This is a genomic window from Enterobacter sp. 200527-13 (assembly GCF_027924865.1).
Lineage (GTDB): Bacteria > Pseudomonadota > Gammaproteobacteria > Enterobacterales > Enterobacteriaceae > Enterobacter > Enterobacter ludwigii.
Window position 1 is genome coordinate 39465 of record NZ_BSCM01000003.1, and the last position, 24894, is coordinate 64358.

General features: G+C 56.6%; 20 protein-coding genes. 10 read left to right on the forward strand and 10 right to left on the reverse strand.

Going from position 1 to position 24894, the window contains the following annotated elements; translation table 11 throughout:
- Nucleotides 1-15: 15 nt before the first annotated feature.
- Nucleotides 16-1452, reverse strand: a complete 1437-nt coding sequence (gene degP, locus QMG44_RS12330) for a serine endoprotease DegP (RefSeq protein ID WP_032679638.1) — start codon at nt 1450-1452, stop codon at nt 16-18.
- Between the two features lie 131 nt (nt 1453-1583).
- Nucleotides 1584-3098, reverse strand: a complete 1515-nt coding sequence (gene dgt, locus QMG44_RS12335) for a dGTPase (RefSeq protein WP_032679637.1) — start codon at nt 3096-3098, stop codon at nt 1584-1586.
- Between the two features lie 82 nt (nt 3099-3180).
- Between dgt and mtnN the strand changes: the two genes are divergently transcribed.
- From mtnN to QMG44_RS12350, 3 genes are read left to right on the forward strand one after another with little or no spacing between them, the layout of a single operon-like run.
- A complete protein-coding gene (gene mtnN / locus QMG44_RS12340; protein ID WP_014168692.1) occupies nt 3181-3879 on the forward strand; it encodes a 5'-methylthioadenosine/S-adenosylhomocysteine nucleosidase in 699 nt (232 codons plus the stop codon).
- Complete coding sequence (btuF, locus tag QMG44_RS12345) at nt 3872-4672, forward strand: vitamin B12 ABC transporter substrate-binding protein BtuF (RefSeq protein ID WP_025205196.1); 801 nt, start codon at nt 3872-3874, stop codon at nt 4670-4672. The genes mtnN and btuF overlap by 8 nt, the downstream gene beginning before the upstream one ends.
- Nucleotides 4673-4699: 27 nt before the next feature.
- Nucleotides 4700-5323 carry a TRIC cation channel family protein gene (locus QMG44_RS12350; RefSeq protein WP_014168690.1) on the forward strand — a complete coding sequence of 208 codons (624 nt, stop codon included), beginning with the start codon at nt 4700-4702 and terminating at the stop codon, nt 5321-5323.
- Nucleotides 5324-5379: 56 nt separating this feature from the next.
- Here the strand turns inward: QMG44_RS12350 and erpA are convergent, their stop codons facing one another.
- Both erpA and clcA read right to left on the reverse strand, forming a co-directional pair.
- Nucleotides 5380-5724, reverse strand: a complete 345-nt coding sequence (gene erpA / locus QMG44_RS12355; RefSeq protein WP_013095643.1) for an iron-sulfur cluster insertion protein ErpA — start codon at nt 5722-5724, stop codon at nt 5380-5382.
- Nucleotides 5725-5809: 85 nt separating this feature from the next.
- Entirely contained in the window at nt 5810-7210 is a 1401-nt protein-coding gene (gene clcA / locus QMG44_RS12360; protein ID WP_020882610.1) for a H(+)/Cl(-) exchange transporter ClcA, read from the reverse strand.
- A 177-nt stretch (nt 7211-7387) separates the two neighbouring features.
- Between clcA and hemL the strand changes: the two genes are divergently transcribed.
- Complete coding sequence (gene hemL / locus QMG44_RS12365) at nt 7388-8668, forward strand: glutamate-1-semialdehyde 2,1-aminomutase (RefSeq protein WP_032681635.1); 1281 nt, start codon at nt 7388-7390, stop codon at nt 8666-8668.
- Nucleotides 8669-8724: 56 nt separating this feature from the next.
- On the opposite strand, the gene fhuB is transcribed toward hemL, so the two are convergent.
- The 6 genes from fhuB to hrpB form a co-directional block, all read right to left on the reverse strand.
- Nucleotides 8725-10707: a Fe(3+)-hydroxamate ABC transporter permease FhuB gene (fhuB, locus tag QMG44_RS12370; RefSeq protein WP_086533245.1), complete on the reverse strand. Its 1983-nt coding sequence runs from the start codon at nt 10705-10707 to the stop codon at nt 8725-8727.
- Nucleotides 10704-11594: a Fe(3+)-hydroxamate ABC transporter substrate-binding protein FhuD gene (gene fhuD / locus QMG44_RS12375; protein ID WP_014168686.1), complete on the reverse strand. Its 891-nt coding sequence runs from the start codon at nt 11592-11594 to the stop codon at nt 10704-10706. Before fhuD ends, fhuB begins: the two co-directional genes overlap by 4 nt.
- Nucleotides 11594-12391, reverse strand: a complete 798-nt coding sequence (gene fhuC / locus QMG44_RS12380; protein ID WP_020882606.1) for a Fe3+-hydroxamate ABC transporter ATP-binding protein FhuC — start codon at nt 12389-12391, stop codon at nt 11594-11596. The genes fhuD and fhuC overlap by 1 nt, the downstream gene beginning before the upstream one ends.
- A gap of 50 nt (nt 12392-12441) precedes the next feature.
- Nucleotides 12442-14661, reverse strand: coding sequence for a ferrichrome porin FhuA (gene fhuA, locus QMG44_RS12385; RefSeq protein WP_014168684.1), 2220 nt, complete (start codon nt 14659-14661; stop codon nt 12442-12444).
- Between the two features lie 229 nt (nt 14662-14890).
- Nucleotides 14891-17416: a bifunctional glycosyl transferase/transpeptidase gene (gene mrcB, locus QMG44_RS12390; RefSeq protein ID WP_025205202.1), complete on the reverse strand. Its 2526-nt coding sequence runs from the start codon at nt 17414-17416 to the stop codon at nt 14891-14893.
- 176 nt (nt 17417-17592) lie between these two features.
- The gene (gene hrpB, locus QMG44_RS12395) at nt 17593-20022 is read right to left on the reverse strand and encodes an ATP-dependent helicase HrpB (RefSeq protein WP_086533244.1); all 2430 of its coding nucleotides are present in this window, start codon (nt 20020-20022) and stop codon (nt 17593-17595) included.
- Nucleotides 20023-20095: 73 nt separating this feature from the next.
- Between hrpB and thpR the strand changes: the two genes are divergently transcribed.
- From thpR to folK, 6 genes are all read left to right on the forward strand, one after another.
- Nucleotides 20096-20650: an RNA 2',3'-cyclic phosphodiesterase gene (gene thpR, locus QMG44_RS12400; protein WP_014168680.1), complete on the forward strand. Its 555-nt coding sequence runs from the start codon at nt 20096-20098 to the stop codon at nt 20648-20650.
- A complete protein-coding gene (gene sfsA / locus QMG44_RS12405) occupies nt 20640-21344 on the forward strand; it encodes a DNA/RNA nuclease SfsA (RefSeq protein WP_014168679.1) in 705 nt (234 codons plus the stop codon). Before thpR ends, sfsA begins: the two co-directional genes overlap by 11 nt.
- 176 nt (nt 21345-21520) lie before the next feature.
- Nucleotides 21521-21976 carry an RNA polymerase-binding protein DksA gene (dksA, locus tag QMG44_RS12410; RefSeq protein ID WP_001155232.1) on the forward strand — a complete coding sequence of 152 codons (456 nt, stop codon included), beginning with the start codon at nt 21521-21523 and terminating at the stop codon, nt 21974-21976.
- Between the two features lie 59 nt (nt 21977-22035).
- Nucleotides 22036-22926: a tRNA glutamyl-Q(34) synthetase GluQRS gene (gene gluQRS, locus QMG44_RS12415; RefSeq protein ID WP_014168677.1), complete on the forward strand. Its 891-nt coding sequence runs from the start codon at nt 22036-22038 to the stop codon at nt 22924-22926.
- A 42-nt stretch (nt 22927-22968) separates the two neighbouring features.
- The gene (gene pcnB / locus QMG44_RS12420; RefSeq protein ID WP_071605427.1) at nt 22969-24366 is read left to right on the forward strand and encodes a polynucleotide adenylyltransferase PcnB; all 1398 of its coding nucleotides are present in this window, start codon (nt 22969-22971) and stop codon (nt 24364-24366) included.
- Nucleotides 24363-24842, forward strand: a complete 480-nt coding sequence (gene folK, locus QMG44_RS12425; protein ID WP_032679634.1) for a 2-amino-4-hydroxy-6-hydroxymethyldihydropteridine diphosphokinase — start codon at nt 24363-24365, stop codon at nt 24840-24842. Before pcnB ends, folK begins: the two co-directional genes overlap by 4 nt.
- Nucleotides 24843-24894 lie beyond the last annotated feature (52 nt).

Sequence of the window (24894 nt, forward strand, 5' to 3'; positions counted from 1 at the left end):
AGGGGCCTGAGAGGATTACTGCATCAGCAGGTAAATTGAGGTATCACCACGCTGAATATTCAACGCCAGCACGGAAGGTTTGCTGTCCAGAATTTTGCGCAGTTCAGCGATGTTTTTCACTGGCTGCTGGTTCGCACCCATGATCACATCGCCTTTTTTCAGGCCAATGCGCGCAGCCGGGCTGTTCGCTTTAACGTTGTTCACCACAACGCCTTTGTCCTGACCTTTATTGCTCATCTCGGCGCCTTCAATGCCGCTGAAGATGGTGCTGGAATCAACCTGATTCTGGCTGCTTTGCTGCAGTTCCAGGCTCACGTTAACCGGTTTACCGTCACGCAGCAGGCCGAGGGTGACTTTGCTGCCAATCGGCATGGAGCCCACTTCAGCACGCAGCGCGGCAAAGCTGCTGATCGGTTTCCCGTTCAGGGAGGTGATGACATCACCCGCTTTAATGCCCGCTTTCGCCGCGGAGGAGTTCGGCATCACCTGGCTGACAAATGCGCCGCGCTGGGCGTCAACTTTCATCGCCTTAGCCAGTTCGGAATTCAGTTCGGTACCCAGAATCCCCAGTTCACCGCGTTTCACCTGGCCATACTGCACCATCTGCGCGGTCAGGTTTTTCACCATGTTACTTGGGATAGCAAAGCCGATCCCGATATTGCCACCGTCTGGTGCAAGGATCGCGGTGTTGATACCAATCAGCTCACCGTTCAGGTTCACCAGCGCACCGCCGGAGTTACCCCGGTTGATGGCGGCATCCGTCTGGATGAAGTTTTCATAGTTTTCGGCGTTGAGGCCGCTACGACCCAGCGCGGAAACAATCCCCGAGGTTACGGTTTCACCCAGACCGAACGGGTTACCGATAGCGACGGTATAATCACCGACACGCAGCGCATCGGAGTCGGCAATTTTAATCGCCGTCAGGTTTTTCGGATCCTGAATCTGGATCAGCGCAATATCGGAGCGCGGGTCTTTCCCGACCACTTTGGCATCAAATTTACGCCCGTCGCTCAGCTGAACCTTAATGCTGTTGGCGTTATCAACAACGTGGTTGTTGGTCACGACGTAGCCTTTCGCCGCATCGATAATCACACCCGAGCCAAGCGCCATGAATTTCTGCTGCTGGCCACCCCCCTGGGTGTCATCCCCTGCACCACCGCCCTGACAGAACGGGGAGCTCTGGAATGGCGAACCGTCCTGGCAGAAAGGTGAGTTATCACCAAAGAACTGCTGGAAGTTACGCGGCATACGCGGCGTATTGACGGTTGTGCTGCCCTCAACGTTAATACTCACCACCGATGGCATCACTTTTTCGAGCATCGGTGCCAGGCTTGGCATCTGCTGCGCGGTCGCTGCCGACGATGCGGTCTCAGCTGCAGTAGCAGTCAGAGGAGACAGCGCTAAACCTAAACTCAGAGCCAGTGCACTCATTGCTAATGTGGTTTTTTTCATGTGTCTTAATCTCGATTTACAGATAACGCAAAATTGCTGTGTAACTCAGATTCATTTTATACCGCTTAGTTCCGGCCATAAGTTTATGGAAAAGGTAAAAATTTATTGGCCGTCTTTACAAAACTCTGTGCTTATTCCACCGCCATGAGCTTGCGGTATTCATCCCAGGCATACAAATCTGTCATCCCGCTGATATAGTCCTGGATAAGACGGCAGCGATAATAATATTCCAGCACCGGCCACTGGGGCGACTGACGATCCAGCTTGCCGATGGCTTCGACATAAGCCAGACGGTGGCGGGTTGAAAGTTTCTGATAAAGCCGGGATTCGATCGGTATTCGCCGCACGCGCTCTTTTTCCACCAGCTCGCTGAACTCGTCGACGGATAATTGCAGCAGAGGCCGATAGATTTCGAGTAACCCACTGATAACCCTGTATCCCTGCAGCTCAAGTTGTTCGACATCCGGATGGCTGAAAACATGACGCACGGCCACATTTTTATAGAGCTCAAGAAGCTGGCTAAAGCTGCTGTCATCTTCCAGCAACGCATGGTTGAATTCGCCGCTATAAATTAACGGCAGGTTGTCTATAAAGCGCGAGGCGGCATAAGGCACCAGTTTATTTAATGTATTGACCCGTAAATACATAAAGAACTGATCTTCCGTGCTGCGGCTTAATGTATTTGAACGCGATTTCTCCCAGGCATTTTCGACAACCTGAGCAAACAGCGAGCCTTTTTCATGCGTTCCCCAGGCCTCATAAAGATGCTGATAAAGTTCTTCGACGCTGAATATTCTTTTCTCAACGGCGTCTTCCAGGTCGGCAACACAATATGAAATGTCGTCGGCAGCTTCCATAATCCAGGTTAAGGGGAAGCGGCCGTTTGGTGTCAGAGAAAGTTCTTTACGCAGGCGCTCAATATAGGCTTCTTCGGAAAGATAATAGCCCGGCTTTTTCATCAAATAACTGTGCGACGCGGGCGTCTCGCCCATCCACCAGGCCGGTCGCGTATATTTCAGGATACACCCCACCTGTGCCCAGGTCAGGTTCATACGCATCAGGGAGTGTACCAGCCGGATCCCCTGCGCATTCCCTTCGAAGTGACAGAGGTCGTGACGGACTTTACGCCGCAGGTCGTTCAGCGCGTCTTCACCTTCGCGCAGGCGTAAATCCCGCACCAGGCAACGGTCATCGCTCAGAGGCTGGCTTACCGCATCAGCAGGATAAAGCCGCTGTTTAAACCAGTCATTTATGGCGGCTTCACCAAAATGACCAAAGGGCGGATTACCGATGTCATGCATCAGGCAGGCCATCTCAACGATGCTCTCAAACGGCCCGGTCAGCTCATTCAGCCCATAGGTTTCGAGGAGCTGCTGCTCTTTGAGACGGCTTAAGATCTCTTTGGCAATGTAGCGGCCAACCTGCTGAACTTCCATAGAATGCGTTAAGCGCGTGCGCACCGCAGCGTTACGTTCAAGCGGAAACACCTGGGTTTTTTGCTGTAACCGACGGATTGCCGGCGAGTTTATGATCCGCCCACGATCGCTTTCGAAGATACGCAGGATCTCATGCTCGCTCTTGTCGCCCTGCGGCGAACGGAAACGTCGGTGCCAGTTAATTTTGGTGCGAAAATCGATTGGTGACATGTGCTCCCCCGCGTGAGAATGCGTTTCCTCTTAACCGCATGATAGACTATGCATCTTAACAAGGCACATCGCGAGTAAATCTATGAAAATCGGCATTATTGGTGCAATGGAAGAAGAAGTTACGCTGCTGCGTGACAAAATTGAGAACCGTCAGACTCTCTCCCTCGGTGGCTGTGAGATCTATACCGGCCAGTTGAATGGCGTTGACGTCGCTCTGCTGAAATCAGGCATCGGTAAGGTTGCTGCTGCGCTGGGCGCGACCCTGCTGCTCGAACGCTGCAAGCCGGACGTTATCATTAACACCGGTTCTGCAGGCGGCCTGGCGTCGACGCTGAAAGTCGGTGATATCGTTGTTTCCGATGAAGCGCGTTACCACGATGCAGACGTTACCGCATTCGGCTACGAATACGGCCAGCTTCCGGGTTGCCCGGCCGGGTTTAAAGCCGATGACAAACTGATTGCGGCGGCTGAAAGCTGCATCGCTGAGCTGAACCTCAACGCGGTGCGCGGCCTGATCGTCAGCGGTGATGCGTTCATCAATGGCTCCGTCGGCCTGGCGAAAATTCGTCATAACTTCCCTCAGGCCGTTGCGGTTGAGATGGAAGCGACCGCCATTGCTCACGTTTGCCATAACTTCAACGTTCCGTTCGTGGTGGTTCGCGCCATCTCCGACGTGGCTGACCAGCAGTCTCATATCAGCTTCGACGAGTTCCTGACCGTTGCGGCAAAACAGTCCACCGTGATGGTGGAGCGCCTGGTGCAGAAACTGGCTCGTGGGTAACCCATACATCAGGGCGCTGGTCGCCCTGCTTTTTCTCGCACCGGCATGGCTATTTGCCGCGCCGCGTGTGATTACGCTCTCTCCGGCAAACACCGAACTGGCCTTTGCCGCCGGGATCACGCCTGTCGGCGTGAGCAGCTTTTCGGATTACCCTCCGCAAGCGGCCCATATTGAACAGGTGGCAACCTGGCAAGGGATGAACATTGAGCGCATCGTGGCGCTTAAACCCGATCTCGTGCTTGCCTGGCGCGGCGGTAACGCCGAGCGGCAGGTCAACCAGCTCTCCTCGCTTGGGATCAAGGTGATGTGGATTGATGCGGTGAGCATTGAGCAGGTCGCTCAGGCGCTGCGTTCTCTGGCCCCCTACAGCCCTACTCCAGCAAAAGCCGAGAATGCCGCGAAACAGATGCTCAGCGACTATGCCGCGCTGAAATCCCGCTACGATACCCCCGTCAAAAAACGCATCTTCCTGCAGTTTGGCAGCCAGCCGCTGTTCACCACCGGGAAAGGATCCATTCAGAATCAGGTGCTGGAAATCTGCGGCGGTGAAAACATCTTTGCAGCCAGCCGGGTGCCGTGGCCTCAGGTCAGCCGGGAACAGGTGCTCGCACGTCAGCCACAGGCCATCGTGGTGGTCGGAAATGCGAGCGAGATTCCTAAAATTGAACAATTCTGGCAACGTCAGCTAAAAATACCGGTGATCCCCCTCACCAGTGACTGGTTTGAACGCGCCAGCCCGCGTATTATCCTCGCCGCAAAACAGCTCTGTGCCGCGCTGGCAGAGAGTCACTAACAACATACCCCGCTCGAGGATTTAACGATGCTCGTTTATTGGCTGGATATTCTTGGCACAGCCGTTTTTGCTATCTCCGGCGTTTTACTCGCCGGAAAACTGCGCATGGATCCGTTTGGCGTACTGGTGCTGGGCGTGGTCACCGCCGTGGGTGGCGGGACAATCCGTGATATGGCCCTGGCGAATGGCCCGGTATTTTGGGTAAAAGATCCAACCGATCTGGTGGTGGCGATGGTCACCTGTCTGTTGACCATCGTATTGGTTCGCCAACCCCGCCGGTTACCGAAATGGATACTCCCGGTGCTGGATGCCGTCGGTCTGGCCGTCTTTGTGGGCATCGGGGTCAATAAAGCCTTCAATGCGGGAACGGGCCCGATGGTGGCCATCTGCATGGGCGTGTTAACCGGGGTCGGCGGCGGGATTATTCGCGACATTCTGGCGCGTGAAGTTCCCATGATCCTGCGTACCGAAATCTATGCCACGGCGTGTATTATTGGTGGGATTGTTCACGCGACGGCGTATTACACCTTTGCGATGCCGCTAGAAAATGCAGCCATGCTGGGTATGGTGGTCACGCTGGGGATACGGTTAGCGGCGATACGCTGGCATCTGAAGCTGCCGACGTTTGCGCTGGATGATAATGCACGATAAGCGTTGTTTATAAGCCCGGTGGCGCTACGCTTACCGGGCTTACGACTGCATCCCTGTCAGATGCTGAACGAAGAGCCACATCCACAGGTACTTGTCGCGTTCGGGTTAGTCACAACGAAGCGCGAACCTTCCAGGCCTTCAGTGTAATCCACCGAACCACCCACCAGGTACTGCAGGCTCATCGGGTCAACCACCAGCGCAACGCCCTGCTTCTCGATAGTCATATCGCCGTCGTTGACCTGATCGTCAAAGGTAAAACCATACTGGAAGCCGCTGCAGCCGCCACCGGTAATATAGACACGCAGTTTCAGATCCGGATTGTCCTCGTCGGCAATCAGGGTTTTCACTTTGTTGGCTGCTGCTTCGGTAAATTCCAGCGGCAACGCTACGTCATCACTCATCTTATGCTCCCATGAATACTGCTACTGCTATTGGGTAAAATTCACCCAATTCTTTATGTCATTATCTAATACCCTGGTAATTCATTCAAGTATTCTGCGTCGGGGCCCGCTCGGCCTCTTGTTTTGCCAGGGTACGAGCAAGAATGGTGGAGTATAGCGGTTTTCCACCCAGGAATTGGGCTAATAGTGTCGCGCCGAGACAGGTAATGATCATTGGCAAAATGAGCTGGTAATTATCCGTCATCTCCAGAACCAGCACGATGCCGGTCAACGGCGCACGCAGGGACGCCGCCAGCAGCGCGCCCATTCCGGCAATAGCAAAGGTCCCGGCGTCCAGATGATAGGCCGGGAATCCGGCAGCAGCGACCATGCCAAACGCGGTTCCCAGAAGCGTACCCAGCGCCAGCATCGGGGCAAAAATACCGCCAGGCGCACCGGAGGAGAAGCACAATACGGTGGTAATCACCCGCGAAATAAACATGAACAGCAACAGACCAATGCTGAAATTACCCGCCGCGGCAATCGGTATCAGCCCGAAGCCACCGCCTGCGGCATTGGGCTCAATGAAGCCGAGCACGCCGCAGCCGCCGCCCAGCAGTCCGCCGATCAATACCCAGCGGGTGGTATTCCCACCGTGAATGCGCTGGAACATATCCTGAGCGCGTAAGATAAGCGTGTTAAACAGCGGGCCGACCACGCCAAAAATCATGCCGAGGATCAGGTACAGCCACAGCGTATTCACTGGCGCATTGGTCAGTTTCCCCACCTCAATCACCGCCCCTTCGCCATTAAAAATGCGAAAGACAATGCTCGACATAATGACGCCGGTGAATACCGCTTTTATCGAGATAAGGTTGTAGCGAAACTGTGCCCGCATCTCTTCAATAATGAACAGGATCCCCGCCAGCGGTGCGTTGAACGCCGCCGAAAGGCCGGCCGCCGCCCCCGTTGCCAGCAGCGTATGTCGCGCCTCCGCGCTGCGCATGCGAAACAGATCGCCGACCATGCGCCCAACGTTTCCGCCCAGCTGCACCGTTGGCCCTTCGCGCCCGAGCACCATGCCTGCACCGAGCGTTCCCATGCCACCGATAAATTTTACCGGGATGACGCGCCACCAGCGAACCGGCCTCAGCTCTTCCAGCGCGCCTTCTATTTCAGGGATCCCGGAACCGCCCGCTTCCGGCGCAAATTTACGAACCAGGAAATAGCCCACCATGGCGAACAGCGCTGATAAGCCAAAGGCCCACACCCATACCCATCCACCGCTATAGGCAAAACCCGCCACGGTTCCAATTCGCCAGTTCATTATCGCGTTAACCGCTTTTTCGAAGGCGATACCCACCAGCCCGGCAACTGCGCCGACCACGGCAGCAGCCAGCAGGATAGCCAGCGGCGTTTTATCACGATTAAGCAAGCGCCGGATGCTGATACGGTGCTGCGCACGTCTGAACTGCTGTTCAGTATAAGAATGAGTGTCTGCTTTCATTACCGTTTCTTTTCGTCATACAAATAACCGCAGGGATTTTACCAGAGTGCGTAATATCATCCCGTGAAAAATACTTAACAATTGTTTAGGCATGAAAGGGGGCAAAAATTTCATTACCTTCCGAGGATCACTTAGAATAGTGTGCTTAATCATTTTATACGAACCAGGAACGACGCCATGAGCAAGTCTGAAAACCTCTACAGTGCAGCCCGCGAGCTTATCCCAGGTGGCGTGAATTCGCCTGTTCGCGCCTTTACCGGCGTAGGCGGTACGCCGCTGTTTATCGAACGTGCTGACGGCGCGTATCTGTATGATGTCGATGGCAAAGCCTATATCGATTATGTCGGCTCCTGGGGTCCGATGGTGCTGGGTCACAACCATCCTGCTATCCGCAATGCGGTGATCGAAGCCGCCCAGCGCGGCCTGAGCTTCGGCGCGCCAACCGAGATGGAAGTGAAAATGGCGGAACTGGTCACCGAACTGGTCCCGACAATGGACATGGTGCGTATGGTGAACTCCGGTACCGAGGCCACCATGAGCGCGATCCGCCTGGCACGTGGTTTTACCGGCCGTGACAAGATCATCAAATTTGAAGGCTGCTACCACGGTCATGCGGACTGCCTGCTGGTAAAAGCCGGCTCCGGCGCGCTGACCCTCGGTCAGCCGAACTCACCGGGCGTACCGGCTGACTTTGCGAAGCATACCCTGACCTGCACCTATAACGATCTGAACACCGTTCGGGCAGCCTTCGAGCAGTATCCGCAGGAGATTGCCTGTATCATCGTTGAACCTGTCGCAGGCAACATGAACTGCATTCCACCGCAGCCGGAGTTCCTGCCGGGTCTGCGCGCCCTGTGCGATGAGTTTGGCGCTCTGCTGATCATCGACGAAGTGATGACCGGCTTCCGCGTCGCGCTGGCGGGTGCACAGTCTTACTACGACGTAGAGCCGGACCTGACGTGCCTTGGCAAAATCATCGGCGGCGGCATGCCTGTCGGTGCATTCGGGGGACGTAAAGAGGTGATGGAAGCGCTGGCGCCGACTGGCCCGGTCTACCAGGCGGGAACCCTTTCCGGCAACCCGATTGCGATGGCCGCAGGTTTCGCCTGTCTGACCGAAGTCGCGCAGCCGGGTATTCACGAAACCCTGACCGACCTGACAACTCAACTGGCCAACGGCCTGCTGGAGGCCGCGCAAGAAACCGGTATTCCTCTGGTGGTAAACCACGTTGGTGGGATGTTCGGGATTTTCTTCACCGATGCGAAAACCGTGACCTGCTATCAGGATGTGGTGAAGTGTGACGTTGAACGCTTCAAGCGCTTCTTCCATCTGATGCTGGAAGAAGGCGTCTACCTGGCACCATCCGCGTTTGAAGCAGGCTTTATGTCCGTCGCGCACAGCGAAGACGATATCAATAAGACTATCGATGCTGCGCGCCGGGTCTTTGCGAAGTTGTAAGACAGAAACGAACTGCTGCCCTCTCCATCGGGAGAGGGCAATACCCCACCGCCCTTCTACCTGCTTTGCTTTCTCAACAAATAGATAAAGTACGGCGCCCCGATAAACGTCGACAGCAACCCGGCAGGTATCTGGTACGGGAACAACACCATCCGCCCCAGCCAGTCAGCCACCACCAGTATTACGCCCCCCGTCAGCGCCGACATCACAATGTGCGGCATCGTGCGACGAAAGCCCATCATTCTGGCAATGTGCGGCGCCATTAAGCCGACAAAGCTCAGCGGGCCGATGGTCATGGTGGCCGTTGCCGTGAGGCATGCGGCCAGCAGCAGTAACCCGATACGGGACGGCGTCAGGGCCATCCCCACCGCACGCGCGGTCTCGCCGCCCAGCGGCAGAATGGTCATCCAGCGACGACACAGCGGCACCATCGCCAGCAATACGATCATTGCAATCCCGGAATGCACGACCTGGCTGCCGGTGGCGCTGTACGTTGAACCGGAGATCCAGGTCAGGATCTTGGCCATACGCGGATCGCCACTCGCCTGCAGCATCATCAGCAGCATGGTAAATGCCGTGCTGAGCGCCATCCCGGCAAGCAGCATCCGGTGAGGGGAAAACCCACCACGCCCGGAGGCAATGAGGATGATCAGCAGCGTCACCGCCGCGCCAACGCTCCCGGCAGGCATCAACCAGCCGAAGGCATTTCCCGGCACCAGGAACAGCATCAGGACCACGCCAAAGGCGGCACCAGAACTGATACCCAGAACCTCCGGGCTGGCCATCGGATTACCGGTCAGACGCTGGATAATACAGCCCGCCACCGCCAGCATGACCCCGGCGATTAACGCCGAAAGAATGCGCGGCCAGCGCCACTGCATGAGTTCGTTGAGCAGATCCCCAGACGCCCAGTGCCAGCCCACCGCATCGCGTCCGAAAGCGAGCGCGGCAAATGAGATAACAATCAGCACTGCCAGCCCGGCAAGGCTGAACCCCAGCACTGACTGGCGCTCAGCATAGACCTTATCGCCAGCATCCATCGCTGGCGCGCTGATACTGCGCAGACGCGGCAGCAGCCACAGCAGCAGCGGTGCACCGATAAGCGCCGTCATCGAACCGGTAGACACTTCCATCCAGACGCGTGCCAGCCAGAGAATGATTTGATCGGAAAGCCAGAGGATCAACGCGCCAATCAGCGGGGCTAACATCAGGCGCGCCAGCAGGCGGCGCGCACCGAGCATTTTTGCCAGCAGCGGCGCAAACAGTCCGATAAACCCGATGATGCCTACCGCATTAACCAGCAGGGCACTGAGCACAATTGCCAGCGTCAGCGCCCCCAGACGGGCCAGCGACAGCGCCAGCCCCAGATTACGCGCCACGCCATCGTCAAGACCCATCAACGTCAGCGGGCGCAAGAGCAGCAGCGTCAACACGACGCCACCGACGAGCTGCGGCCACAGACGCTGCACGACGCTCCAGTCGGTCTGGGTGAGCGTACCGGTGCTCCAGAGGAACATGCTCTGCAGCTGATCGTGATGGAACAGCACCAGCAGCTGATTAATCGCGCCGCAGTACAGGCTTACCACCAGCCCCGCAAGAATAAGCGTGACGGGGGAGAGACGTTTGCCCCAGGCGACGCCGAATACCAGCGCGCCCACCACACACGCACCGGCGAGGGCAGCAAACTGCGAGGTCAATGCCCCAGGCAACGCCCAGAGTGTGGTAATCGTGATCCCAAGCTGTGCCCCGGTCGCCACGCCAAGCGTCGTCGGCTCGGCCAGAGGGTTACGCAGTACCTGCTGGAATAAAACGCCCACCAGCCCTAATCCCGCACCGACCAGCAGCGAAATCGAAAGGCGCGGCAACAGACTGTAGTGGAACAGCATTTGCTGAATATTATCGATATCTGGCGTCACCAGCGCCGCACGCCACTGGTCGCGCGGTAAGGCCGTCGACAGATTGAACCAGGTCAATGCCAGCGCGCACAGGAAAATGAGGCAAAGTAACAGTGCCGGGAAACGGGCAATACGCTTACTCATGCCTGGCCTCCCAGCGCGTTGTCCAGCACGCGGGCAAAGTGCATGGCAGAAAGCGTCGCGCCGTAGAACCATACCGCAGGTGCGCGCAGGAACCGTTTTTCACGCACAAACGGCATCGCCTGCCAGAGCGGCGTCGCCATCAGGGTTTGCATCTCCCGCTCGTTGCCGTGGTCAAAGCACAACACATCGACATCGCGAAATGCCGCAAGACGGTCAATCCCCACGGCGGTGCTGCCCCAGAAGGTCATCTCCCCTTCCCAGGCATTACGAATACCAAAACTGTCGAGCACGTCCTGGAACAGGCAGTTTTTCCCAAAGACCAGCATATGGCGGGCATCCAGCAGCGTCACCATCAGCAGCGGGCGATCGCCCCGGTGAGCAAAACGCGGCTTCAGGGCGTTAATCAGGGCATCAAAATCGTCGAGATGTTTTTTGGCCTCAACCTCACGGTTAAGGAACAGTGCCATCTCGTGGAGGGAGTTTTTCGCCATCGCCAGCGGATTTTTACCGTCGCTGAAGGAGAAACCACGGCCGGGCGCAATCCGTGCCATTGTCTCTTCTGACGGGCCGTAACCTGCAGACCAGAACAGGAATGACGGCTTCATCTGGGTGAGCAGTTCGAGGTTTGGCTCGGTGCGCAGGCCGATGTCGATTACCGAGTCCGGTAGCCTCGGCTCATTCACCCACAGCCTGTAGTTGGGAATATCCGCCACACCATAGGGCGTAACGCCCAGCGCCATCATCAGCTCTACCGGCAACCATTCCAGCGCCACAATGCGGTGTGGATCGACCGCAGCCGCACGCGCGGTATTCATTTTTAACAGCAGCGGTGAAAGCGCCATTGCCGTCAGCAGACGACGGCGACTCATCAACATAGAATCCAGCATCAGTACACAAAGCTCACCGGTGCAGCCCCGGCAGGGTGAGGCAAAATCCCCATTGGAATACCGTAAATGTGTTCCAGCGTTTCACTGCGCATCAGTTCAGACGGCGTCCCCTGGGCGATCATTTCACCACCGCGCAGGGCAACGAGGTAATCGCAGTAACGCGCGGCCATGTTGATATCATGCAGGACCGCGATAACCGTCAGACCGCGCTGCTGGCTTAAACGATGCACCAGCGCAAGCACGTCGACCTGATGGGCAATGTCCAGCGCAGAGGTCGGTTCGTCGAGCAGCAGGCAGCGGCTGTCCTGGGCCACCAGCATTGCTATCCACGCGCGCTGACGCTCCCCTCCTGACAGGCTGTCTACCAGACGGTGGGCCAGCGGTTTTAGCCCCACCAGCGCAATCGCCTCTTCCACTTTCTCTCTGTCGGCCACGCCGAAACGGCCAAGCGCGCCGTGCCACGGATAACGTCCAATCGCCACCAGTTCACGCACGGTCATCCCCTCCGCCTGCGGCAACTGCTGCGGCAGATACGCCACTTTGCGGGCAAAGGCTTTACTGCTCCAGCTCTCCAGCGGCTGACCGTCCAGCAGGATATCGCCTTCTGACGGCGGCTGATGGCGGCCAAGCATTTTGAGCAGCGTTGATTTACCAGAGCCGTTGTGACCAATCAGGCCTGTCACTTTACCTGCAGGGAAGGTCAAAGAGAGCGGATGCAGCAGGGTGCGTCCGGGCACGCGAAAGGAGAGATTATTGAGCGTGAAGGTGGTGTCGGATTGCGTTTGATTATCCTGCATATCGGCCAACTTAAATAAAAAGGGCACGGCGAACCGTGCCCGAAGAGAGATTAGAAGCGGAAGGTCGCGGTGGCGACAACCTGACGTTCAGCACCCCAGTAGCATGCATAATCCTTGTAGCAGCTGGAGACATATTCCCGATCGAACAGGTTATTCACGTTCACCGCCACAGATGACCCCGGCAGACCCAGACGGGCCAGATCGTATTTCACCATCGCATCGGCAAGGGTGTAGCTCGCGACGTTAAACGGCTGATCTTTTTTGTCGCCGCTTGAGTAGTAGCTCACCGTGTTACCGATGTAACGGGTACCGGCACCAATCGTCAGGCCGCTTAAGGCCGTGTCGGTGAAGGTGTAATCTGCCCACAATGACGCCTGATTACGCGGCACTTCCGCCGGACGTTTACCTTCAAAGGTGCTGTCATGGGTGTACTCAGCATCAATAAAGCTGTACGCCGCGGTCACGTTGATATTGGCGTTAACCGCTGCTTTCGCTTCCAGTTCGAAACCGCGAGAACGGATCTCACCGGTCTGGATACTGTGAGTATTCGTTGGATCATTCGGATCCGCCGTCAGGTTTTTATCCTTCGTCAGCTGGAACAGCGACGCGGTGACCACAACCGGCAGGTCTTTCGGCGCGTATTTCACACCCGTTTCATACTGCTTACCGCGGGAAGGGTCGAACGGTGTGCCGTTACGATCGGCGCCCGATACCGGCTCAAACGACTCGCTGTAGCTGAAGTAAGGTGAAATACCGTTATCAAAGAGATAGTTAATTCCCCCGCGCCAGGTGAAAGCCTGGTCGTGGTTTTCAGCCAGCGAATCGGCCGTACCGCGCGTCAGCGTTGAGGCCATCACGTAGTCGTAGCGTCCGCCCAGCGTCAGCACCCACTTATCCCACTCCGCCTGATCCTGAGCATAGAGCCCGGTCTGTTCATTACGGTTAACGACGGAATAGTTAGACCATGGCAGGTTGGTGTTGATGTTCGCGTTGCCGTAATCCGGGTTCTGGATATCAATCGGGTCGGCGGAACCGTACAGCGCATTGATATCATTACGCATACGCGAGTAATCAACGCCCGTCAGCAGCGTGTGGTCTACGGCGCCCGTCGCGAATGTCGACTGCAGCTGAGTATCCACGGTAAACATATTCAGATCTTCATCTGAACGCACATAAGCGCGGTTAATCTTGCCAGGCTCAGCGTAGCCATTGCCGTAAACAGAGCGGTAGAGCGTATGCACTTTTGCGTAACGCAGATTCTGACGCACGGTGAACGTGTCATCAAACTGATGCGAGAAGCTGTAACCAATCAACTGCTGGCGACGAGCCATCTTATTATCCGCTTCACCTTCGTTGAAATCGGTTGGGATCTTATGCTCATTGCCGTTTGCGTCACGGTATGGCACCACGGTCCCTTCCCGTGGCAACCAGCCGTAGTAGCCCGCTTCCGGATCGTTCTGGAAATTGCTCAGGAAGGTGAAATCGGTTTTGTCATCCGGACGCCAGCTAAAGGAGGGCGCAATCGCGTAGCGGGTTGATTTTGACATCTCCTGCTGTGCGTTCTGACTACTGCCAAGACCGGTCAGGCGGTACGACCACACGCCATCTTCATCGATTGCATCACTGAAATCGAAGCCCGTTTGCCACAGGTTATTGGTCCCCATTTTAAACTGGACTTCTTTCAGCGGCTCGGTCAGTGGGCGTTTGCTCACCATACTGACGATACCGCCGGGATTGCTGTTGCCGTAGAGCACAGACGTAGGTCCGCGCATCACTTCTACGCGCTCAAGGAAGTACGGATCCATGGAAGCTTCGGAGTAGTTATTCCCCATCAGCTTCATGCCATCGAGATACTGGTTGGTGTTTACCGTCGAAGGCGCGGTAAAACCACGAATTGAGACCACATCATAGGTGGTGGAGCTGCCGCGGGTCGCAAACACGCTCGGCGTATAGCCCAGCGCCTCTTTTACGGTCGCTGGCTGGCGGCGTTCCATTTCATCACGCGTTACCACGGAAATAGACTGCGGGGTCTTTTCAATCGCGGTATCGGTTTTGGTCGCCGTTGCCGTGCGTTTTGCTGCGATCGTTGGCGCAGGCCCCCACGGACTTTCCTGGGCGGCAGGCGCGGCAGTGACGGTGATGGTTTCTTCTTTTTTCTGGGTTTCAGCCGCATGTGCATACGTAGACATGCCGGCAACCGCTGTGGCTACGACGACCGCGATTTTTCGCAGCGACGTGTGAATTGGCTGAGCAGTATTGGAAAGCGCCATGTTTATCTCTGATGGAAAAGTGAATGATAACGTAAACGAGAATTATTATTATGACCGCAGAATAATATGCGAAACGCTGGCTGCATAGCAAGCAGTAAGCGGCCCTACGAGAATTAAGGGTTTAAGAAATAAACAAGAGAAAACGAAGGGTTAATCAGAATGAAAACGAGGGTTAAGGAAATGGAATGTACAGGTAAAAAAATCCCCCCTTTCGGGGGGATGTGAGGCGTTAGTTACCGCCGAACATATCTTTAATCCAGCCCGCGACACCGTCGCTGTCTTTTTTCTCATTCTGCTGCTGCGGCTGTTGTTGCGGCTGCTGCTGAGGCTGAGAAGACTGCTCGAACGGGTTACCCGTCGGTTGCTCTGGCTGGCTTTGCTGGCACAGCGAATCCGGGTTGGTGGTCCAGACAGGCAAGGTACGCATACCGCCGCCACAGACAAAGTTACCGGAACCGTCCACGCCCATATCGACGATATCTTCCGGCGCCACCAGATTCAGCGGTACCGGAGACTGATTCGCCAGATAGCGTTGGTAAATCGACATCGCCCCGCTTGCACCGTACAGTTTGGTTGGCTGGTTGTTATCGCGGCCTACCCAGGTGATCACCACTTCACGGCCATCGATACCGGCGAACCAGGTATCCACATTGTTGTTGGTGGTCCCGGTTTTACCTGCCAGATGCAGGCCCGGATACTTCGCACCCAGTTGACGTCCGGTCCCCCGCTGCACAACCTGCTGCATCGTCCACAACGTCATATAGGCCGCCTGCGCTGGCACGGCACGTTCCGCTTGCGGGAAGCTCTGATACAGCACGGATCCATCCTCGGCAATCACCGAACGCAGAGCAGAGAGCGGTGCACGATTACCCCCGCTGGCAATGGTCTGGAAGGCCTGAGCCACTTCGATCGGCGTCAGGTTAAGTGCCCCCAGGATCATCGCCGGAACAGGATGGAGCTGATCTTTCGGCACACCCAGTTTCTGCCAGGTGTCGACAATCGCCGGCAGACCGAGCGCCATACCCAGGTTCACCGTTGGCACGTTCATCGAGCGGGTCAACGCATCCACCAGCATGACCTGGCCGCTGAACTGTTTATCGTCGTTCTGCGGAGACCATACCTGGCCGTTAGGCTGGCGCAGGGAAATCGGCGCATCGGCAATCCAGGTATTCAGGCGATACTGGTTAGGCTGACTCAGGGCGGTAAGATAGGTTGCCGGTTTTGCCAGTGAACCAATCGAACGTCGCGCCTGCATTGCACGGTTGTAGCCTGCGAACTGCGGCTCAGCACCGCCCACCATGGCGCGAACTTCACCGGTGTTACGGTCAACCACCACCATCGCGGTTTCAAGATCGCTCAGCTTACGCTGTTTCTTCAGCGCCGGGATGCCTTCCACCGCGGCTTTTTCAGCGGCTTCCTGCGCCACGGAATCGAAGGTGGTAAAGATCTTCACGCCGGAGAGATCTTTCACCTTATCACCGAGCTTGCTTTGCAGCTCCTGACGCACCAGCTGCATAAACGCAGGCTGAGGCGAGATCACGCCACCGCGCGGCTGAACGCCGAGTGGTCGTGCGCTCAGCATGTCGTACAGCTCCTGGTCAATCACCTGCTGTTGTTGCAGCAGACGCAGCACCAGGTTACGACGTTCCAGCGCCAGTTTCGGGTTACGCCACGGGTTATAAATGGACGCCCCTTTCACCATGCCCACCAGCAGCGCCTGCTGGTCAAGGCTCAGCTCTTCCACCGGACGACCAAAGTAGTACAGACTTGCCAGCGGGAAGCCGCGGATTTCGTTATCCCCGCTCTGACCGAGGTACACCTCGTTCATGTACAGCTCAAGGATACGATCCTTGCTGTAACGCGCATCCATCAGTACGGCCATGTACGCTTCGTTGGCTTTACGCCAGTAAGAGCGTTCACTGGAGAGGAACAGGTTCTTCACCAGCTGCTGGGTCAGCGTACTCGCCCCCTGCACTGTCCGTCCGGCGGTCAGGTTAGCCAGCACCGCACGGCCAATTGAGTAAAGGCTGATGCCATCATGCTCATAGAAGTGACGGTCTTCGGTTGCCAGCAGGGTATCAACCAGCAGGTCCGGGAAGCCGTTACGGGCAACGAACAGACGTTGTTCGCCGTTCGCCGACGAGAGCATGGTGATCAGACGCGGATCGAGACGGAAGAAACCGAACTGACGGTTGTTATCCATGTTCTCGATGGTGTCCAGACGATCGCCGTCAAAGGTCAGACGCGCACGCACCTGACCCTCTTTGCTGTCCGGGAAATCAAACGGACGGCGAATCATCTCAATGCTTTTCGCCTGCACGGTAAATTCGCCAGGACGCGTCATTTTCGACACCTGACGATACTGGGTGGCTTCCAGCAGTTTCACCATCTCGTTCTTGCTGATGGACATATCTGGCTCAAGGTTCACCATGCGGCCATACACCGCCGCAGGCAGTTGCCAGACTTTTCCGTCGATACGGCTACGGATCTTCTGATCCAGATAGACGCCGTAAATCGCCATCAGCACAACAAATACAATGAACAGCTTCAGCAGCAGCCAGAACCAGCCGCGCTTGCCCCGAGGCTTACGCCCTTTGCCTTTCCCTTTACGCGGCATCGGTTCTTCATCCTCATAATCGTCTTCATAGTCATCGTCATAGTCCTCATCTCTGAGGCGACGACGGCTTACCTTTTCTTTCGCCGGACGCGTTGGTTTTCCCTTACGTCCTATTGGCTCGCGGTCATTCCCCGCCATGCTTTTTCTCCGCAACTTTCAGGCGCAAGGGCCCGATTCTCTTTTCTTCCACTGGCCTGTGAAAGAAGAAATCTCTCAAAGTAAACAGCAAGACCTTCCAGACAGGAACGTCTTTAGTATTTTCTCCCGCACCCTGCGGGTGAGGGCATCAAGCCGCACGTTCCCAGCCACGCCCGTCACGAATACTTCTTCGTCCGTCGTGTCGGTGCCGTATTTGCCGGATCGTCCGGCCAGACATGTTTGGGATACCGCCCCTTCATCTCTTTTTGCACGTCACGGTAGCTCCCCGCCCAGAATGCCCCCAGGTCGCGGGTAATCTGTAACGGGCGATGGGCTGGCGACAACAGCTCCAGCACCAGAGAGACGCGCCCTTGCGCCACAGAAGGCGTGGTGGCCTCTCCAAACATTTCCTGCATACGTACCGCCAGCGCCGGAGGATTATCCTCGTGATAACGAATGGCAATCCGGCTTCCGGTCGGCACAGTGTAATGCCCTGGCAGTTCACTATCCAGACGTTGACGTAATGACCAGTCCAGTAAATTCTGTAACGCGACCTTAACATCAAGCGCTTTTAGCGCACGCAGCGAGTGTACACCGTGCATTTGCGGCAGCAGCCAGCGTTCAAGCGAGGCCAGCAATGTCTCATCATCGACCGCGGGCCAGTCATACTCCGGTAGCCAGCGTGCGGCACAGTGAAGACGAATACGGTACTGTTCCGCCTCTGGCGTCCAGTTCAACACCCCTAACCCTTTGTCCCGGATGCCGTTCAGCATGGCCAGATGCAGCACCTCTTCCGACGGTTTTGCCAGCGGCGTGGTGCCGAGGATCAGTTTACCTGTCTGGCTGCGACGAAACGCCTTCAGCGTGCCCTGAGCCTCATCCCATTCCACGGTATCGGATTGCTGGACCAACTGCGGACAGGCACGCGTCAGGGCGTCAATATCCACCGCGATAGCCTGTAAAATACGCGCGTCCGGGGAGTGGCTACCCTGTAACAGTAACGGCGCAATCAGCCATTCGTGACGCGTCATGGCGTCATCGCTGTCCAGCATCGCACCCATGCCATTGGCCAGTTGATATCGCCCGTCCAGACCGCGACGACGTGCGATCCTGTCGGGAAACGCCTGCGCTAACAGAGGCGCGATAGCCGCGCTGTCTGGCGACCCGGCTTTGCCGTTAAGTCGCCGGCAAAGCTGCTGCGCCCGCTGCTGCCAGTTCCCCTGATTGCGGGAAAAGGCCTGCGCCAGATCGCTGCTGCCACCGCGCGGTGGCTCCTCAAGAATAGCCGCCAGTTTCGCCGCCGTAGCAATTTCATCCTCCCCCTGCGCGGCCACCAGCATCGCCGCCAGGCGAGGGTCATTGCCCAGCGCGGCCATTTTTTGCCCGCGGGATGACAATCGCTCACCATCAAGCGCCCCCAGGCGGTTCAGTAAGGTCCGGGCAGCAGCAAGGTTCGCGGCGGGTGGAGGATTAAGCCAGGTCAGCTGTGCCGGATCCGGGCATCCCCACTGCAGAAGATCCATCACCAGCCCCGCCAGATCGCTGTGTAAAATTTCCGGCGTGCTTTGCTGTGCAGCGCGTTCAGCCTGCTCCGCGCTGGTCAAATGCAGGCAGATACCGGGCTCAAGACGTCCCGCACGGCCTGCTCGCTGAACCATCGACGCCTGGCTTATGCGCTGCGTCAGCAGTTTAGTCAGCCCGGTGCGCGCGTCAAAGCTCGCCACCCTCTCCTGCGCACTGTCCACCACCAGGCGAATGCCTTCTATGGTTAAACTGGTTTCGGCAATATTGGTTGCCAGCACCACTTTACGCTGCCCCGCGGGAGCGGGCAGGATTGCTTTACGCTGATCCGCCAGCGACAGCGCGCCGTAGAGCGGGCAAAGCAGCACCTCACTTCCCACCCGGGAAGCCAGTTGGTCCTGCACGCGCTGGATCTCGCCTACGCCTGGCAAAAACAGCAATAGCGATCCCGATTCCTGGCGGAGCAATTCGGCGGTTGCGATGGCTACCGCGTCGTCAAAACGCTGATGGGCAGGCAATGGTTGATAGCGACGCTCAACGGGAAATGCTCTGCCTTCGGAGGCGATAACCGGCGCGTCGGGCAACGTCTGCTGCAGTCGCTCGTTATCCAGCGTAGCGGACATGATAAGCAACCGGAGGTCGTCGCGTAGCCCTTGCTGAACATCAAGTAACAGCGCCAGTGCCAGATCTGCCTGCAGGCTACGCTCGTGGAATTCATCCAGAATCACCAGTCCGACGCCGTTTAACTCCGGATCGTTTTGTAGCATGCGGGTCAGGATCCCTTCGGTCACCACCTCAAGGCGCGTGGACGGGCCAACGCAGGTTTCGGCGCGCATACGGTAACCCACCGTCTCGCCCGGCTTTTCACCAAGCAGTTCCGCCAGGCGCTGCGCCACGTTCCGTGCGGCCAGCCTGCGCGGCTCCAGCAGGATAATTTTCCCGCGGACAGTGCCCTCTTTGAGGATCTGCAGCGGCAGCCAGGTGGATTTACCTGCGCCCGTCGGGGCGTTAAGTAAAACCTGCGGGGCATGGTGTAAGGCAGCAAGAAGCTCAGGAAGGACGACGGCGACCGGCAATGAGGACACTAACAGCTCCAGAGGGTTAACATTAGTCGGCGTACATTGTAGCATCGGCGCATACCATTACCGAGTCCCCTGTATGTCTGAGTCGAAACGGCTGTTTTTTGCCATAGAATTGCCCTCCACGCTGCAGCGAAAAATCGTTCGCTGGCGAGCCAGCCATTTTCCCCAGGACGCAGGCCGTCCGATCGCGGCGGCAAACCTGCACCTGACGCTGGCCTTTCTGGGCGATGTCAGCGCCGAAAAACAGCGCGCGCTGGCAGCAATGGCTGGCCGCATTTCTCAGCCGGCGTTTACGCTGCACCTCGACGACGCGGGCCAGTGGCTGCGCTCACGCGTGGTCTGGCTGGGTACGCGCCAGCCGCCCCGCGGGCTTTTACAGCTTGCCAGCATGTTGCGCGCCCAGGCGGCTCGCAGCGGATGTTACCAGAGTCCGCAGCCGTTTCATCCGCATATCACCCTGCTGCGCGATGCCGGTCAGGCCGTTGCCATTCCGCCACCCGGCTTTCACTGGGACGTTGAGGTCAATACCTTCGCGCTTTACGAATCGGTCTTTACCCAAGGACGCACCCGTTATACGCCGCTACAGCGCTGGTCGCTGGGCGATACCCTAAGGAATTCTGATGAAGTTTAGTCCTGCCCTGCAGCACGCCACGCTGGTTCAACGCTACAAACGCTTTCTCGCTGATGTGATCACCCCCGAAGGTGAACAGCTCACGCTGCACTGCCCGAACACCGGTGCCATGACCGGCTGTGCAACGCCGGGTGACACGGTCTGGTATTCCACTTCAGAAAATACTAAACGCAAATACGCCCATACCTGGGAAATGACCGAGACGCAAAACGGGGCATTTATTTGCGTGAATACCCTGCGCGCCAATCAATTAGTTAAGGAAGCATTGACCCTTGGCACCCTGCCCGAACTGGTGGGATATGGCACGCATAAAAGTGAAGTTAAATATGGCGATGAAAGCAGCAGAATTGACTTCATGTTACAGGCGGAAGACCGGCCCGAGTGCTATATTGAAGTAAAATCAGTGACGTTAGCGGAACAGGAAAACGGCTACTTCCCGGATGCGGTCACGCTACGGGGGCAGAAGCATCTGCGAGAGCTGATGAGTGTTGCGGCGGCGGGCAAACGCGCCGTATTGCTGTTTGCGGTTTTACATTCAGCCATTGAACGATTTTCTCCAGCCCGCCATATTGATCTCAAATACGCGCAATTGTTGAATGAGGCACAAAAGCAGGGGGTGGAGGTTTTGGCTTATAAAGCGGAACTTTCTGCCGATAATATGACTCTGAGATCCTCTCTTCCCATTGTCTTATAAGGGATTAGACGATTGACTATTAAGTGTTCTGGCCGCGTGCGCAAATACGCTTTTCCTCACAGGCTTGTCAAGTGTTACGTTTAGATAATTGCCATACGGAAAAGCATCTGCTATTTATAGCGACCTGATTTTTCCCCCAACACGGGGATCGATAGTGCGTGTTAAGGAGAAGCAACATGCAAGAAGGGCAAAACCGTAAAACATCGTCCCTGAGTATTCTCGCCATCGCTGGGGTGGAGCCGTATCAAGAGAAGCCGGGCGAAGAGTATATGAACGAAGCCCAGCTGTCGCACTTCAAGCGTATTCTTGAAGCATGGCGTAATCAACTCAGGGATGAAGTCGATCGCACCGTTACTCATATGCAGGATGAAGCTGCTAACTTCCCGGACCCGGTAGACCGTGCCGCTCAGGAAGAAGAGTTCAGCCTCGAACTGCGTAACCGTGACCGCGAACGCAAACTGATCAAAAAGATCGAAAAAACGCTGAAAAAAGTCGAAGACGAAGATTTTGGCTACTGCGAATCCTGCGGTGTTGAAATCGGAATTCGTCGCCTGGAAGCGCGTCCAACCGCCGATCTGTGCATCGACTGTAAAACGCTGGCAGAAATCCGCGAAAAACAGATGGCCGGTTAATACCAGCGCTGTTTACACACTCTAAAGGCGGGAGTTTCTCCCGCCTTGTTACTGTTGATATGTCTGAATCACACTATATTGGGCGCTTCGCGCCATCCCCTTCTGGTGAATTACACTTCGGCTCATTAATTGCCGCCCTCGGCAGCTACCTGCAGGCTCGCGCCCGTCACGGTAAATGGCTGGTCCGCATTGAAGATATTGATCCTCCGCGTGAAGTTCCCGGTGCAGCAGATACCATTCTGCGTCAGCTGGAACATTACGGTCTTCACTGGGACGGCGACGTCCTCTGGCAGTCAAGGCGACATGATGCCTACCGGGAACGCCTGGCGTGGCTCCACGCACAAGGGCTCTCCTACTACTGCACCTGCACCCGCGCGCGTATTCAGAGCGTGGGTGGCGTCTATGACGGCCACTGCCGCACGCGCAATAACGGCCCAGAACTGGCCGCCGTGCGCATAAAGCAGCATGCCCCGGTGACGCACTTTACTGATTTACTCTCCGGCGAGATCCATGCGGATGAACGTCTTGCACGCGAAGATTTTATTATCCACCGCCGTGACGGCCTGTTCGCCTATAACCTGGCGGTTGTGGTTGATGACCATTTCCAGGGCGTGACGGAAATTGTGCGCGGGGCTGACCTGGTGGAACCTACCGTGCGACAAATATCGCTCTATCACCAGTTTGGCTGGAACGCGCCGGATTACATTCATCTGCCGCTGGCGGTCAATGAACAGGGCTTTAAACTGTCAAAACAAAATCATGCGCCCGCCCTGCCAGACGGCGATCCGCGCCCTGTTTTGATCGACGCGCTGCGATTTCTCAACCAGAATGTAACCAACGAATGGCAGGATTTGCGAATTGACGAACTGCTGAAAATGGCGATCGCCAACTGGACGCTGACGACCGTGCCAAAAATCCAGCATTCTCAAATGCGTTGCGCTGAGCTATGATTAGCCGCTTTTTTCATAACAAAACACACTACGAGGTGTACTATTTTTACCCGAGTCGCTAATTTTTGCCGTAAAGTGCTAAGCCGCGAAGAGAGCATGGCGAACGACGCTATTGCGCAAAACCGCATGTCGGTTATTCCACGTGAGCAGCACAATATTTCCCGCAAAGATATCAGTGAAAATGCCCTCAAGGTGCTCTATCGTCTGAATAAAGCAGGCTACGAGGCCTATCTCGTTGGCGGTGGGGTGCGTGATTTACTGCTGGGCAAAAAACCAAAAGATTTCGACGTGACGACCAGCGCCACGCCAGAGCAGGTGCGCAAATTATTCCGTAACTGTCGCCTTGTTGGCCGTCGTTTTCGTCTTGCTCACGTCATGTTTGGGCCGGAAATTATTGAAGTGGCGACCTTCCGCGGTCACCACGAAGCGGGCGAATCCGATCGCACCACCTCCCAGCGCGGCCAGAACGGCATGCTGCTGCGGGACAATATCTTCGGCTCTATCGAAGAAGATGCCCAGCGTCGCGATTTCACGATCAACAGCCTTTACTACAGCGTGGCAGATTTCACCGTCCGTGATTACGTCGGCGGCATGCAGGACCTGAAAGACGGTCTGATTCGCCTGATCGGCACGCCGGAAACGCGTTATCGTGAAGACCCGGTGCGTATGCTGCGCGCCGTACGTTTCGCCGCCAAACTCTCAATGCGCATCAGCCCGGAAACCGCAGAGCCGATACCGCGTCTGGCGACGCTGATTAACGACGTGCCGCCAGCCCGTCTGTTTGAAGAGGCGCTGAAGCTGCTGCAGGCCGGTTACGGCTACGAAACCTACAAGCTGCTACGCGAATACAGCCTTTTCCAGCCCCTGTTCCCGACCATTACGCGCTGCTTTACCGAAAACGGTGACAGCCCAATGGAACGCATGATTGCGCAGGTGCTGAAGAATACCGATACCCGCATTCACAACGATATGCGTGTGAACCCGGCGTTCCTGTTTGCTGCGATGTTCTGGTATCCGCTGCTGGAAGCGGCGCAGAGAATTGCGCAGGAAAGCGGTCTGGCCTACTACGATGCGTTTGCGCTGGCCGCAAATGACGTGCTGGATGAAGCCTGCCGCACGCTCGCCATTCCAAAACGTATTACGACGCTGGTGCGTGATATCTGGCAGCTTCAGCTGCGCATGTCTCGTCGTCAGGGTAAACGCGCCTGGAAGCTGATGGAGCATCCTAAATTCCGCGCTGCGTTCGATTTACTGTCGCTGCGTGCTGAAATTGAACGGAACCAGGAACTGCAGCGTCTGGCGCAGTGGTGGGGCGAATTCCAGGTTTCAGCACCGCCAGAGCAGAAAGATATGCTCGTCGACCTCGATGACGAACCGACGCCGCGTCGTCGCCACCGTCGTCCGCGCAAACGTGCGCCGCGCCGTGAAGGTACGGCATGACCCTGGCGTACATTGCCATCGGCAGCAATCTGGCCTCTCCGCTGGAGCAGGTTAATGCTGCCGTTCAGGCGCTGGGTGAAATCCCACAAAGCCGTATTGTGGCGGTCTCTTCTTTCTACCGGACACCGCCGCTGGGGCCACAGGATCAGCCTGATTACCTGAATGCCGCGGTGGTGCTGGACACTGCGCTGGATGCCGACACGCTGCTGGATAATACTCAGCGAATCGAACTGCAGCAGGGCCGCGTACGCAAAGCCGAACGCTGGGGGCCGCGCACCCTCGATCTCGACATTATGCTGTTTGGCCATGAGGTGATTAACACCCCCCGTCTCACCGTTCCGCACTACGATATGAAAAATCGCGGCTTTATGCTCTGGCCGCTGTTCGACGTTGCCCCTGACCTCACCTTCCCTGACGGCCTCTCGCTGAAGGCAGTGCTGGATAGCCTCGACGCAGAAAAACCAGCCCGCTGGTGATCCGCGTTTTTACCGGTTAACCCTCACGGAACTGTGGTTAATCGGTTGCCTA

Excerpts from the sequence above, each read along its gene's own strand:
- folK (WP_032679634.1), top strand. The coding sequence starts at position 24,363 with ATGACCCTGGCGTACATTGCCATCGGCAGCAATCTGGCCTCTCCGCTG.
- fhuC (WP_020882606.1), bottom strand. The coding sequence starts at position 12,391 with ATGCAGGATAATCAAACGCAATCCGACACCACCTTCACGCTCAATAAT.
- gluQRS (WP_014168677.1), top strand. The coding sequence starts at position 22,036 with ATGTCTGAATCACACTATATTGGGCGCTTCGCGCCATCCCCTTCTGGT.
- degP (WP_032679638.1), bottom strand. The coding sequence starts at position 1,452 with ATGAAAAAAACCACATTAGCAATGAGTGCACTGGCTCTGAGTTTAGGT.
- erpA (WP_013095643.1), bottom strand. The coding sequence starts at position 5,724 with ATGAGTGATGACGTAGCGTTGCCGCTGGAATTTACCGAAGCAGCAGCC.
- fhuD (WP_014168686.1), bottom strand. The coding sequence starts at position 11,594 with ATGCTGGATTCTATGTTGATGAGTCGCCGTCGTCTGCTGACGGCAATG.
- dgt (WP_032679637.1), bottom strand. The coding sequence starts at position 3,098 with ATGTCACCAATCGATTTTCGCACCAAAATTAACTGGCACCGACGTTTC.
- clcA (WP_020882610.1), bottom strand. The coding sequence starts at position 7,210 with ATGAAAGCAGACACTCATTCTTATACTGAACAGCAGTTCAGACGTGCG.
- dksA (WP_001155232.1), top strand. The coding sequence starts at position 21,521 with ATGCAAGAAGGGCAAAACCGTAAAACATCGTCCCTGAGTATTCTCGCC.
- mrcB (WP_025205202.1), bottom strand. The coding sequence starts at position 17,416 with ATGGCGGGGAATGACCGCGAGCCAATAGGACGTAAGGGAAAACCAACG.
- hemL (WP_032681635.1), top strand. The coding sequence starts at position 7,388 with ATGAGCAAGTCTGAAAACCTCTACAGTGCAGCCCGCGAGCTTATCCCA.
- mtnN (WP_014168692.1), top strand. The coding sequence starts at position 3,181 with ATGAAAATCGGCATTATTGGTGCAATGGAAGAAGAAGTTACGCTGCTG.
- fhuB (WP_086533245.1), bottom strand. The coding sequence starts at position 10,707 with ATGAGTAAGCGTATTGCCCGTTTCCCGGCACTGTTACTTTGCCTCATT.
- sfsA (WP_014168679.1), top strand. The coding sequence starts at position 20,640 with ATGAAGTTTAGTCCTGCCCTGCAGCACGCCACGCTGGTTCAACGCTAC.
- thpR (WP_014168680.1), top strand. The coding sequence starts at position 20,096 with ATGTCTGAGTCGAAACGGCTGTTTTTTGCCATAGAATTGCCCTCCACG.
- QMG44_RS12350 (WP_014168690.1), top strand. The coding sequence starts at position 4,700 with ATGCTCGTTTATTGGCTGGATATTCTTGGCACAGCCGTTTTTGCTATC.
- fhuA (WP_014168684.1), bottom strand. The coding sequence starts at position 14,661 with ATGGCGCTTTCCAATACTGCTCAGCCAATTCACACGTCGCTGCGAAAA.